The organism is Bradyrhizobium sp. 31Argb (assembly GCF_043638955.1).
Lineage (GTDB): Bacteria > Pseudomonadota > Alphaproteobacteria > Rhizobiales > Xanthobacteraceae > Bradyrhizobium.
On the sequence record NZ_JBEGDB010000231.1, the window covers coordinates 1 to 12,827 of the forward strand.

The window sequence follows — 12,827 nt, forward strand, 5'->3', positions numbered from 1 at the left end:
GGCGAGCCCGCCGCTTGCGGACGGTGAGCCCTTCCTCGCGATAAAGCCGGTAGATCCGGTTGATCCCCGATGGCTCGCCCTCCCGCCGCAGCAGGACGAACAGCCGGCGGTAGCCGAAACGCCGCCGCTCGTTGGCGAGATCGCGCAACCGGCCGCGCAGAGCCGCGTCCGCAGGGCGGCTGGAGCGATAACGGATCATCTTCCGATCCGCGCCCACGATCGAGCAGGCCCGCCGTTCCGACAGGCTCATGACGGCCTGCAGATGCGCGACCGCAGCGCGCTTGGCGGCGGGCCCTACCATTTTTTTGAAAGCAGCTCGCGAAGCGCCGCCGTATCGAGCATCTGCTCGGCCAGAAGCTTCTTCAGCTTCGCGTTCTCCTCCTCCAGGGCCCTCAGCCGCTTCGCCTCGGAAACCTCCATGCCGCCGAATTTGGCCTTCCAATTATAGATCGTCGCTTCGGAGATCCCATGCTTGCGAGCCAGGTCAGCCGTCTTCGCCCCAGCCTCATGCTCCTTCAATATCGCGATAATCTGCTCTTCCGTGAACCTTGCTCGCTTCATCTGTCCGTCCTTCTTCGGGCCGGACTCTAACTCCTTCTGGAGGAAATACTCAGTGGCAGGTCAGGATGGCTATCGATCTTTGCCTGGCTTTGAGAAGAATTCTCAGGTGCACGCCGAGCATCAACCGAGGCGCATGTCCATTGCGGCCACGTTCTTCGGCGGGCTACGCAAGCTGCGTCGCGCCGGCTCGACGCGACAAGCGGTTCGCACGTCGCGTAGGCGCTTACTACCGATAAACCTCCGTATAGCTGTTCCAACCCCTTTTATATCACCCGCTTATCTCCGTATAATTGAACCAACCATGTCGAATGGAACTTCTCGTGCTCGGTCGCTCGTCGTCCAGAGCTGCTGCTGTGGCGCAGCGCCCAAGACTACAACCATGACCCAGCTACCGGATAAGCCCGCCTCTGGGGCCCAGCTGCCCCTGTATTTGGGGACATGCACACGGCCATATTCATGAGTGCCTGTTATGCTTTCTCCAGCATTGATCGCAACCTTGATGCGCGAGAGCAGCATGTGAAGGATGCAGCTTAAGGCGGCGCTGCTCCCATAATCCCCGCAGTTCCTTCACGAGAGCTTCACGCCTAGCCTGATCGAACGTAGTTGTATCAAGGAGATCCCCGAGCACGGCTTCGCCCTCGATCCGCATCAGTAGATCGAACACATCATGTGAAATACGCACACCGTCACGGCTGGAGGGCCCCGTACGGATCTCGCACACGGTCTCTTGGCGATCTAGCGCGGTGTAAGCGCGGACTCGATAGAGGCGTGCATAAGGCGGAAATGAAACCGCGAGCCCAGTCCAATCCTTCAGCATTGCAGCCCGCTTTTTGACGAGGAACGGCCCGACTACAAGTCCATCCAGCTCTGTCGTCAGAAACGCGGCAATCGCGTCTGCAACCGAATCCACGATCGGCTCGGCATCGTTGCTAAAGGACGTGTTGAGCAGAACTGGGATGCCCGTCCGCCTCTTGAACGCATTAATAAGCTCCCAGTAGGCGCGGCTGCAGAACGGCGATGTGTTCACGAAGTTCATGACCAAGCTTCTGAACCATTCTCAGGTCAAATCGCTATTGTCGGACGAGCATTTTTCGGTGGACGGGACGCTGATCGAAGTTTGGGCTTCGCAGAAGAGTTTTCGCCCCAAGGACGGCAGCGGCAACGATGATGATGGCGCCAACTTCCACGGCCAGAAGCGCAAGAACGACACCCATGCGAGTACCAGCGATCCGGACAGCAGGCTTTATCGCAAGGCGGCCAAGCTTTGCTATATGGGCCACGCCACCATGGAGAACCGGCACGGGCTGGCGGTGGCCGGCAGGGTCACGCATTCATAAATTTTGTCTAGCCCGCCACTTACTCCTAGACACAGCATGTCGCGCTCCATTCGTCGTGATAGGGACACTCTACTGGCCTGACTCAGGACCGTTCCACCTGAGTGAGGTTCCACCTGAGTGAGGTGCACTGTCGCTCGCCGCCGCGAAGGTCAGTCAGAAGTTACCGACCTCAAACAATCTAGCGTAAGGTCCGTCTGCGAAGTGAAGCCGCAACTCATGAAAATTCTGTACCGTCTGGTCCAGCGGTCGCGTTTCCTGGCGCTGAAGAATGGCGCGACCAGAAAGCTGAAGCGCTGGAACCCCGAAGAACTCCCAAATCGTTGCCAAGCAAGCGGCGGGTTCGCGAAGAAGACTCTCGTACTCAATCACAAGCATGTTGGTCGGCGCGAAGGAGTGCGCGACCCGAGCGTGGAAATTGTCGGCAGTCTTGAAGTAGGCCTCGCAGTCGGCGATTGACAATCTGACGCACGGCGGCGGAGCCGCGTTGTCAGAGCTGAATTTCAGCCATTGGCGGGTTTGCCTTGCCTGCACCAGCGATCGTAGCGATTCCAATGTGTTTCTGCGAACCACGAGGATGACCTTCAGGCCTGGCCAACCGGCCAGCTCGGCAAAAAAGCCCGGACGATCGTGAAACTGAGGTTCGTTGATCTTGCAGCCAACGTGCGTCACCTTGTCGCTCCGCGGGGGATAGCGCAGGTAGGCAAGTTCTAGGAGCTCGCGATCGCTATGTAGCAGGCGATCCTTATCGGGCCACTTCGTATCATATGGATTGAGCAACTCACCGTTACTGAACACGTTCGGATGCTCGTTTAGCAATGCTTCCAGATAGTGCGTGCCAGTCCTTGGCATCCCAAGAATTACAAAGGGCTCAGGTGACAGTGCGGGGTAGGTCATTGCATGTGGCTCCAACTAATATTGATCGCGAGGCTTGGGGTGGCGCCCCGCACAAGAATCCACGCTGTCATCTCTCCGCCGACTCTTTCAATGATGTTGAGAAGCGGCGGGGATTAAATCCGCGCTCATGCAACGCTGCAATCAAGCGGGACAGCACCATGACCCGTCTGGTCGCGCAGGCCGGCGTGAGTGTCCGGTTTCAACCCGCTCGGCTCTTTGTCCTGGTCCTCACAATACGGCTCACGGGACCCGATCGGCGACGTGATTTGTACCAGGAGGCCAATACCCGAATCATGGGGACGGCGTTCCATAACGCTGATAGATTGACTGAATTCCATCGAGGACCTCGCGTGACAGGCTGACTTCCACACTGGCGATGTTGTGCTTTAGCTGCAGCTCGGAGGTCGCGCCTACGAGGGTGCTTGCAACGAATGGCCGGCTGCTGAAGAATGACAACGCGCCGTGCGCTGGATCAATGTTATGTTCCCGAAACAGCGTTGTATATGCGAGGGCCGCATGCTGGGCCCTCTCATTGCTGTAGCGGAAGAATCTCCCTAATAAGTTCAGCCGCGAACCGCCTGGTCGCTGCCCACCCAGGTACTTACCGGTCAGTGTGCCCATCGCGAGCGGCGAATACGCTAGAAGCCCTACCCGTTCGCGCTGAGCCATCTCGGCGAGGCCGTTCTCGAAGTCGAGGTTAAGCAGATTGTACGGATTCTGAATGCTTATCACGCGGGCTAAACCATGTACTTCTGCGTGATGCAGGAAGCGCGCAAGGCCCCAAGGTGTTTCGTTGCAGAGCCCGATGTGACGAACGCGACCGCTTCTGACGAGTGCGTCCAACGCCTCCAGCGTCTCCAGGATCGGGACCGTGTCCTCGTCGAGTTCGTACTGGTAGTCGACTAACTGAAAGACGTTGGTGCTGCGGTCGGGCCAGTGCAGTTGGTAAAGGTCGATATAGTCCGTGTGGAGCCTTTGCAGGCTGGTGTCCACGGCCTCGAACAGATTGGCGCGTGTGTAGCTGACGCGGCCGTCGCGCACATAGGGCAAAGTTTGCCTTGCCTGCTCGAACAGGGCCGACGGCTTTGGTCGCAAGCACGACGTCTCGCCTGCGCCGGGTCTTGCGTAGCCAACTGCCGATATAGCGCTCCGCAAATCCATGTGTCTCCGCACGGGGTGGCACAGGGTACATTTCGGCAGTGTCGACCAAGTTTATGCCGGCATCTAGGGCTGCGTCCAGTTGCGCGTGCGCCTCGGCTTCCTCGTTCTGCTCCCCCCAAACTCATAGTGCCCAAGCCGAGCGCGCTCACCTTCGGGCCGCTGCGGCCCAGTTCACGATACTGCATCGCATATCTCCTTCTCGTAGTGGTCGTGAGTAGCGTCAACGCATCAGGCGTCGACGAAAAAGTGCCGCCGACAGGAAGAACGGCAATACTGCGTACATGCAAATTACACCGATATGCAGGCCGACGCTGCCGGCCGGGCGGCCAAGCATCGCCGGACGAATGAGATCGATCGAATGTGCCAGCGGCAAGAAGCGCCCCACCTGCTGAAAGGCGTCGGGCAGTTGGGTGACCGGGAAGACCGCGCCGGACAGGAACAGCATGGGTGTGAGGACGAGCGTCTGGTAAAACACGAAATAGTCGTAACTTGGTGAAAGCGCTGCGACGACCATCGCCAGGCTCGCGAAGGTGAGACCGGTGAGGGCGATAGCTGGCAGCGCATAGAGGATGGATGGCCACGCTGCGTAGCCCAGGATGGCGGCAACAATCGTAATTGCCGCCCCGGCCAGAAAGGCCTTGCTGGCTGCCCACGCCACTTCACCGAGAAGGATGTCGCCGAGCGTGAGCTGCGTGCACAGGACTGCTTCCCAGGTGCGCTGATGATGCATGCGAGCGAAAGCCGCATGAATGGTTTCGAAGGTGGCGGAAATCATCGCGCTTGTCGCGACCATGCCAGCCGCCAGAAACGCGATATATGAGGTGCCGTCAACGCGACCTAGCATTGCTCCGAGGCCCAAGCCGAGGCCGAATAGAGAGCTCATAGGCTCGGCGGCGTTCCCGAGAACCGATGCCAGCGCGACTTTCCGCCACGCCAGATAGTTGCGTCGCCATACCGCGATCCAGTTCCACGCATTGGCGGGCAGAGCCGCCGCATAACGTCCCCACATGGTTCAGTCCTTCATCTCCCGCCCAGTCAGCCGCAAAAAGACATCCTCAAGATTCGGTGGACGCTGCAGAAAGCGTAGACCCGTGTGCCCGCGCAGCTGCCCGCGCACCCGCTCCGGATCTGGCGCATAGCAAAAGAGCGTCTCACCGCTCACGTCGATACGCTGCGCGTACGGCCTGATCAGCGCACCCAACTCATGCGGATTGCCACCGTAGATCTCGATCACTTGGCAGCCGATCTGCTCGTCGATTAGGGTGTGAGGCCGGCCTTCAGCGATCTTGCGCCCTTGCTCGAGTACGCACAGCCGGTCGCACAACCGTTCGGCTTCTTCCATGAAGTGGGTGGTCAGAAGAATCGTCTTGCCGCGCGCCAACAGCGAGCGCAACCGTTCCCAGATCAGGTGGCGCGCGTGCGGATCGAGGCCGGTTGTCGGCTCGTCCATGACGAGGAGCTGAGGGTCATTGATGAGCGCACGCGCTATCGTCAGGCGCCGCTTCATGCCGCCAGAGAGTTCGGCGACGCGCGCATTCGTCTTGTTCTCGAGGCGAGCGAACTCGAGCAGTGACGGCGTGACCGCTTCGATTTGGTGCGCGCTCATGCCGAAATAGCGCCCGAACACCAGCAGGTTCTCCCGGACCGTGAACTCGAGATCAAGATTGTCGAATTGCGGGACCACGCCTATGCGCATGCGAGCCAAGCGAGCGCGTCCCGGCACTGGTTCCCCGAGCACGGTGATGTTGCCCGCGTCAGCTGACGCCATGCCGAGAACCATGCGCGCAATCGTGCTCTTGCCTACGCCATTCGGTCCCAGCAAGCCGAAGCACTCTCCCGACGCAACGGTGAACGACAGCCGGTCGACAACGACCTTGTCGCCATATGACTTTGTTACGCCGGTAAGGCCGATCGCTATCGCGGACATGCGCTCATCTTGGCGTGAGGGATGCCGTCGCCCGGCGATAGCTCAGCTGCAAGCGGCTTGGTCAACAGCAGGCCGTCGCACCATACGTGTTCAACGCGTCCCCACTGGCAGGCTGCGGCGGCATCCGGAAAAAACCCACGCCCATGGTGGTTGGCACTCGTATTGCAAAGCAGCGGAATGCCCGTGAGTTTTTCATATTCGACGAGAAGCTCAGCGACTTTGTGCTCAGAGTTTCTAGGAACGGTCTGCAACCGGGCAGACCCGTCGAGATGTACAACGGCGGGGATTTTGTCCCGCCATTCCGCTCGCGTCTGGTGATCGAACAGCATGTAAGGATCCGGCGTTCCAGGGCTGAAAATTTCCGGCGCGCGATCTTCCAGGCATATCGGCGCCACTGGCCGGAAGTGTTCGCGACGTTTGATGTCGTTAAGATGATCCTTCATTCCCGCCGATGTCGCGGCTGCGAGAATGCTTCTGCCGCCCAACGCTCGTGGTCCGAGCTCAGCGCGGCCGGCGAGGAAAATCACGGGCTTATTGCTCGCCAGGATGGCAGCAAGTTCATGCATACTGCACGGCGCAGCCTCCCACTCAGACGGCACATCGGTGCGTGCCAGGGCTGGGCCACTGTAGACCGACCATTCCAGCGGCACGAAGCCTATGTCCGCCGCCATTGCGGCACAAGCCGCGCCGATTGCCGAGCCGCTGTCATTCGGAAAGGGCGGCACCCAGACAGCATCGCACAGGCCATTAGCACGTAGTGCACTGTTCCATTTTATGTTGAGACCGCAGCCACCGGCTATACACAAGTTGCGCGATCCCGGAAAACCCGAATGCCGCTGCAAAGCGACTGTCACTTCCTGAACAAGGAGACGCTCGAGAAAACAATGAAAAGATGCAAGTACATCTTCGGGTGCCTTAGCCTTCAATCGCAGCGCGCTCCGCTCGAAGAAATCGTGCATAGCCGCAAGTGACGACTCCGCGCTGTTTATGCCCGCTCGGTAACGGCGAGCCTGCTCCGTGTCGGCCGCAAAGCGCTCCTCGTAGAGCTCCTGAAATACCGCCATCATGGCTTCATCAGCACACCCGAGCGCGGTGTAAGCCATCAGCTTGCCGGCAACACCTAGGTCCCAGCTGGTCCGGTTCGCCTGCCTATAAGGTCCGAAGTGAGAGCCAGCGGCACCATATGCATGGCCTATCATCGGGAACAGGCATTCGAGGAACCGGGCGCCCCGACGATCTACATAGTAGAGACGTGGAAAGATGCAGCCGTCCCATACCAAGCAGAAGGCTGGTTGTCCGGCTTTGGCAAAGGGGCTGGTGCAGTATGCGGAGGCCACATGGCCTGCGACATGCGGATAGCTTCTATAAGGGAAGAGCCTGCCCTCGAGCATGAGCCCAAAGCCGTCGTGCGAAGTGAGAAGGCCCTCGGCATGGCGTTCAACATACGGCGCCCCTTTAAGAGTGATCGCTGCCGTCCCACTGAGGGCCTCGAATTGGGATTCGACTTCCCCGTCCCAACCATCGATGACAAACCGATCGACATCCCGCGGATCCAGACCGTGCTCCGCTAAAGCGGCGACAACTGCGTCGAGATTGTCGATGGCTTGATATCGCAGATTGTTGCCCCGCTTCTCCTGCTCGACGCAAAAGACGAGCCGTCCGTCCTCGACAAGAGCGATCGCCCCGTCATGCGTCAGCTTTATACCGCAGATGCGCATTGTGCCTCCATGTCAACGTCGGCGATTCGATTGACTCGAGATCGAATCGGATTCCGGAAGCAGGCGAGCAAGCAGTCTTCGTTGACCGACTCGCCATGGCACTGCAGCCGCTCGACCTCGATCAGCGTTTCGTTCAACATGCTGATGACCGTCTCGGCACCAGCAGGGTGACCCCAGCGCCGACACGTGGCATCGCGCGCGGATCCGAAAACCAGCGGCCCTTCCGGCGCAAGCATCCGCACTAGTTTGCAAATGGCCGCGCGTATCTCGGCCGTGTCAGCCAGGTGATCGAGAACTTCCGCCACGACGATCAAATCGAACAGCTCTCCGGTCGAGAACTGCTGAACGTCGCAGACTATCCACGTGATGTGCGACCATCTCTTCGTCCGTTGGCACGCTCGACCAATCGCTCGCGGCACGACATCGAGCGCTCTGAGCCGTTTGCAGTGCGGCGCCAGCTTTTCCGTGAATGCGCCGGCTGCGCACCCCACTTCGAGGGCATTTGTGATAGACCCTCTGGAAAGCGAAAGCCGCGGCATTTGCGTGTGACGCTCCCGCTCAAACGGATTTCCGTCGAGGCGCCACGGATCGTCGGCAGCCAGTTCCCGCTCTAACAGTTGGTATTTCTTATCCAGGCTCACGAGCTATTCACCTATGTAACTGCACGATCACTCGCCGCTGCAAGCGCTGTCAGACGTTACCAACCTCGAAGAAGCACGCGAAAGATCCCTCCTTCGGATTGCCCCACCAATTCCCGGACCTTCTGTAGCATTTGGTCCACCGACCGGATTTCGGATGACGACCTGCTTTCCCCCCCCGTTTGGTAGCTTGGCAGCCTGGCGCGACAGCCAATCGCTGTTGCTCAATGTACACAATGCATAGGCTTTCACGGGGAGTAAGAGAAAGATGTTGATGAGTGTGTGCAGAGAAAAGCCGAGAAATCGAAGTTCGCGAGCACGAAACGCTGCGACGCTGCAGCGAACCACGGTCATTGATGCGATAATCAGTCCTGCCCACCACGGCACTGCGGCTGTGAGTGCGAGCTGCGCGAGCGCCGTTAGCGATGACAGGGCGAGAAGTAGCGGGCCGAGATTCTGTCCGACTACATCTAGCGTGAGATAGCGATCAAGTTCAGGCAACAGGCGCAGCGCAAGGAACGTATCCCGGAAAGTGCTCCGTGCCCAACGGAGTTGTTGGCGCAGATACGGCCCTAGCCTGTCCGGAACAACTGTTGCCGCGACGGCGTCGGGAGCGTACTCCGTTTGAAACCCTGCTTTCAACATGAGGATCGTGAGATGGCGATCCTCACCGAAGTCGCTTGGCTTTCCCCGAAAGAATTGCGTCTCGTACTGATCTAGTAGCAACAGGAGCGCGGAACGACGGTACATCGCACATGGGCCGCAGCAGCACATAACGGCGCCGAAGCGAGCTTGTGCCGCGCGCTCTTCGTTGCAAGCCAACCAGTACTCCATATCAATCAACCGGGTCAGCCAAGTGTCGCTTCGGTTGCTCGCCGTCAACTGCCCCATGGCCGCCCCGATCGCTGGATCCTGCATCTTCCGTGCAAGCTTCGTGACCACATCGGCTGCTATTATCGTGTCCGAGTCGACGTTGAGCACGAGATCTCCAGATGAGCGGCGTATCGCAGCGATCTGCGCCTTCCGCTTTCCGACATTCTTTCGCAGCAGAATGAAGCCGAACCTCGGGTCGTCAGAGTAGGCGTCGTGAACGGGTGCCACAGCGTCGAGATTTCCAGAACCGTCATCAACCACATAGACCCGCAGTTTTCCGGCGTAGTCTTGGCTTGCAATGGACTTCAGACACGCCGAGAGCGTACGCGGGTCCTCGTTGAAGCAGGGGACGATGACATCCACGCTTGGTAGAGCGTCGGAGTTGACCACGTCGCCCGACGGCGATGAAACGTTTGTCGGCAGAGCATAAAGCACCTGCACGCTTCTATGGACAGTCGAGAGAAGCGCATAGACCGAGATAGCGACAGTGCTGGTTGTGGTAAGCAGGTTCATAGGGTGCCGGTTTGGTGAGGTTGAGGAAGCGAGCGGATTGAAAATCCGCGGACATGCAATGCTGGAATCAGGTTGGAAAGCGCCAAGACGGTCTGATCGCGCAGACCAGCATGAGTGCCCCGTCCCAACTCGCTGGGTGGACATCCGTCGTGCAAGAGCACAATTGCTCCCGGCCGGATAGAGGCCATCACCGCGTTGACAATCGCGTCAACGCCGGGACGAGACCAGTCTCGCGGATCTACCGACCAGTGCAGGGCAGCCAGCCCAGCCCTCGCTGACGTAGCGAGCACCTCTTCGGTCCACATACCATAGGGTGCACGCATGTGCCGCGGCGAGGCCTGGGGGCATGCCATCCTGATGACTCTGCTCGCCGTTAGTATTTCTTGTTGCACTTCGGCGAGTTCGCATCTGGACAAGTCCGGATGAGTCATTGTGTGGTTTGCGACCTCGTGCCCTTCTGCGACCATTCGTCGGATTAGTTTCGGCTGGTCCGCCGCGTACGCGCCGATGACGAAGAAAGTCGCTGGCACTCGGTGTTCCGCCAGCACATCGAGGACATTCGGCGTGCAAAGTGGATTAGGACCGTCGTCAAACGTCAGATAGACGCCGCGACTTTCGGTGCGGTCAGCGTATTCGCCGCGCGCTTCGCAAGAGCAGTCGAGGTGTGTCACAGCTCTGGCCCGTTCCGATCAATCATCGTGCCGGTCGGCCACTCGCTCATCGACCGTCCAATTGGTAAAATCACGATGAGTACGTCCTCGGTGCGTGTGGGCGGCTTGTCGAGACGTACATCTGGAAGGGTCGACCGCACGCGAACCCCCGACAAAACGGTTGCCCAACCGTGCCGGGCGACCCTTTCAACATGCTTCTGCAGCGCAGGCCGAACCGCGCCGAAGCCGAAGGGAACACCAAGCTCTTGCAGGGTTGGACGCAGGACGTGCACTGCACCGTGATAGGTGACTCCGAGTCCCTCAAAATCTCGACGTACCGCGTACAAACCTAGGTCGGCCACTAGTACATCGACCGCGCCAACCTTGATGAAACGGCGGAGTAAGCCCATATGAGCCGCTACACCGCGCGAGTCGTAGCCGATTACACGGAGCTCAGGCCTCGCGCCGGCCCAACTTCGACTGCCTTCGAATGGCTTTCCATTAAACGCCCCAGTCGGCCCATACGTCTTTCGAAAGAACTCGGCGAGTTCGACATGGTCGGCGAGTTGCAACTCGTTTTCCCAGCACAGCTTCCACCGCACCTGAGAGCGCATTGAGAGACCCCCCGTAGAGCTGGATACGGCAATATTCATGGGTGCCTCCTTTGCGCCGACCGGCATTCGAGGGTGGACTTGACGCACGCGAGCAGTTCGCTACCGATGAACGGCTTCACCAGGGAATGGGAAACGCTGGCTCGCAGCGCCCGCAGCCAGTGGTTGTCGCCGGGACGGCTCGTGAGCAGAATGGTGAGATCGGCCTTTCCGGATGCGGCCGAGTGCTGGCATAGCTCAAGCCCGGCCACTCCGGGCAACTGCACATCCGCGATCAAACAGGACGTGCTGAGAGGACGGTTGGATTTCAACTCATCTGCGCACTGGAAAGGTTCGGGGTTGTCGCTTGTCGACAAGAGCACGTCTGTCAGCGCTTGATTGACCGATGCATCGCGATCCACGATGGAGACAACGTCGAGCGCATGTGCCATTTGCACCAAATCTACCGGGGACTTCGCCTGCATTTTCTGCACGATTTGACTGCTATGGATACGTGATAAATTGGGCCTGGGTCGCAAAGGCATTGGGTGCCGGCAATCGGCAGCTCCCGACTTGTTGGGATGTTAAGGCGAAGTTGATCGCTGGCTCAATTCTACGGAGGTAAGCGGCCGATATAGAAACGGTTGGAAAAGCTATACGAACGTTTACCGGTCGTGAGCGCATAAGCGATCTGCGCCACGCCTGTCGCGTCTAGCCACTGCGCTGCAGCTCATACAACCCGTTGAAAACTGTGGCCGCAATGGACATGCGCTTCGGTCGGGGCTCGGGGTGCAGCTGAGACTTTTCGCGGAGCCAGGAGAAAGACTGGCAACCATTCCTATTGTGCTGACCGACCGGCTTTGGTATCCGCCATTGCGCAAAATTGGTAAAATCGATTATTTTTATTGAACACATCCACACGATGGATAACTCCACGCCATGCGCTTCAAAGGCCTTGATCTAAATCTTCTCGTCGCGCTCGATGCTCTGATGAGAGAGCGTAATCTCACCGCGGCGGCACGCAGCATCAATCTGAGCCAGCCGGCTATGAGTGCGGCCGTGGCCCGCTTGCGCGCCTATTTCCGCGATGAGCTATTTACGATGAGGGGCCGGGAACTTGTCCCCACAGCACGAGCGGAACGGCTCGCCGGGCCGATACGCGAGGCGCTGGTGCACATTCAGCTCTCCATAATTTCCCGCGACACGTTCAACCCAGCTAAGTCGGATCGCCGCTTCCGGATTCTCCTTTCCGATTTCATGACAATCGTTTTCTTTAGACAGATCGTCGACCGTGTCGCGCGGGAAGCTCCCGCCGTCCGCTTCGAATTTCTGCCATTTGTCGATGAGCCTGATGAGCTTCTGCAGCGCGGCGAAGTCGACTTTCTTGTCTTACCGGAATTATTCATGTCGAGCGCGCATCCTAAAGCGACACTGTTCGAGGAGACGCTCGTGTGCGTAGGCTGCCAGACGAACAAGCAGCTGCCACGGCAGCTTACATTCGAGCAATACATGTCAATGGGACATGTTGCGGCCAAGTTCGGGCGGGCCCTGAGGCCGAATATTGAGGAATGGTTCTTGCTTGAGCACGGTCTTAAGAGACGCATTGAGGTCGTTGTGCAAGGATTTACCATGATCCCGCCGATGCTATCGGGGACTGAGCGTATAGCGACGATGCCCTCAAGGCTGCCCCAGCATTTCGCAAAGACGATCCCCCTCCGGATCGTCGAAGCACCGCTCCCGCTTCCCGCATTCACCGAGGCCATCCAATGGCCGGCCCTTCATAATACTGATCCGGCAAGTATTTGGATGCGGCGGATATTGTTGCAGGAGGCCTCCTGCATGGCTTCTCCGCGTGAGACCACCCGAAACCGCAGGCGCTGCTAAGTTCACTAGGGTCTGTTGGGATTCAGGATTCTCATTCGTGCTTGGCTGTGATTCAAGCTTTGGATGGAACGATTCGTTTTG

11 protein-coding genes and 4 pseudogenes are annotated in these 12,827 nt (G+C 58.8%); 2 read left to right on the forward strand and 13 right to left on the reverse strand.

Going from position 1 to position 12,827, the window contains the following annotated elements; translation table 11 throughout:
* Positions 1-561: pseudogene (locus tag AAFX91_RS31365) on the reverse strand (transposase); the annotation flags it as partial.
* Between the two features lie 454 nt (positions 562-1,015).
* Positions 1,016-1,561, reverse strand: a pseudogene (locus tag AAFX91_RS31370) (carbamoyltransferase C-terminal domain-containing protein); the annotation flags it as partial.
* Between the two features lies 1 nt (position 1,562).
* Between AAFX91_RS31370 and AAFX91_RS31375 the strand changes: the two are divergent.
* Positions 1,563-1,889, forward strand: a pseudogene (locus AAFX91_RS31375) (IS5/IS1182 family transposase); the annotation flags it as partial.
* A 162-nt stretch (positions 1,890-2,051) separates the two neighbouring features.
* Here AAFX91_RS31375 and AAFX91_RS31380 read toward each other — a convergent pair.
* The 11 genes and pseudogenes from AAFX91_RS31380 to AAFX91_RS31430 form a co-directional block, all read right to left on the reverse strand.
* A complete protein-coding gene (locus AAFX91_RS31380) occupies positions 2,052-2,792 on the reverse strand; it encodes a sulfotransferase (RefSeq protein WP_028168864.1) in 741 nt (246 codons plus the stop codon).
* Between the two features lie 291 nt (positions 2,793-3,083).
* Positions 3,084-3,887: an aldo/keto reductase gene (locus tag AAFX91_RS31385; RefSeq protein ID WP_349644914.1), complete on the reverse strand. Its 804-nt coding sequence runs from the start codon at positions 3,885-3,887 to the stop codon at positions 3,084-3,086.
* Positions 3,888-3,915: 28 nt separating this feature from the next.
* Positions 3,916-4,032, reverse strand: a pseudogene (locus tag AAFX91_RS31390) (aldo/keto reductase); the annotation flags it as partial.
* A gap of 141 nt (positions 4,033-4,173) precedes the next feature.
* A complete protein-coding gene (locus AAFX91_RS31395) occupies positions 4,174-4,962 on the reverse strand; it encodes an ABC transporter permease (protein WP_130228492.1) in 789 nt (262 codons plus the stop codon).
* 3 nt (positions 4,963-4,965) lie between these two features.
* Positions 4,966-5,880 (reverse strand): nodulation factor ABC transporter ATP-binding protein NodI, encoded by a 915-nt coding sequence (gene nodI, locus AAFX91_RS31400; protein ID WP_028168862.1) that lies wholly within the window; start codon positions 5,878-5,880, stop codon positions 4,966-4,968.
* Positions 5,868-7,598, reverse strand: a complete 1,731-nt coding sequence (gene nodU, locus AAFX91_RS31405) for a nodulation protein NodU (protein ID WP_130582777.1) — start codon at positions 7,596-7,598, stop codon at positions 5,868-5,870. Before nodU ends, nodI begins: the two co-directional genes overlap by 13 nt.
* Positions 7,580-8,239, reverse strand: a complete 660-nt coding sequence (gene nodS, locus AAFX91_RS31410; RefSeq protein ID WP_130228494.1) for a nodulation methyltransferase NodS — start codon at positions 8,237-8,239, stop codon at positions 7,580-7,582. Before nodS ends, nodU begins: the two co-directional genes overlap by 19 nt.
* Positions 8,240-8,266: 27 nt before the next feature.
* Entirely contained in the window at positions 8,267-9,622 is a 1,356-nt protein-coding gene (gene nodC / locus AAFX91_RS31415) for a chitooligosaccharide synthase NodC (RefSeq protein ID WP_394569190.1), read from the reverse strand.
* Positions 9,619-10,293 (reverse strand): chitooligosaccharide deacetylase NodB, encoded by a 675-nt coding sequence (gene nodB / locus AAFX91_RS31420; protein WP_130582779.1) that lies wholly within the window; start codon positions 10,291-10,293, stop codon positions 9,619-9,621. The genes nodC and nodB overlap by 4 nt, the downstream gene beginning before the upstream one ends.
* Entirely contained in the window at positions 10,290-10,925 is a 636-nt protein-coding gene (locus AAFX91_RS31425; protein WP_283813299.1) for a NodA family N-acyltransferase, read from the reverse strand. The genes nodB and AAFX91_RS31425 overlap by 4 nt, the downstream gene beginning before the upstream one ends.
* Positions 10,922-11,347 carry a response regulator gene (locus tag AAFX91_RS31430; RefSeq protein WP_028168857.1) on the reverse strand — a complete coding sequence of 142 codons (426 nt, stop codon included), beginning with the start codon at positions 11,345-11,347 and terminating at the stop codon, positions 10,922-10,924. Before AAFX91_RS31430 ends, AAFX91_RS31425 begins: the two co-directional genes overlap by 4 nt.
* Positions 11,348-11,801: 454 nt before the next feature.
* Here AAFX91_RS31430 and nodD1 point away from each other — a divergent pair, with 454 nt between their 5' ends.
* Complete coding sequence (nodD1, locus tag AAFX91_RS31435) at positions 11,802-12,746, forward strand: transcriptional regulator NodD1 (protein WP_028168856.1); 945 nt, start codon at positions 11,802-11,804, stop codon at positions 12,744-12,746.
* Positions 12,747-12,827 lie beyond the last annotated feature (81 nt).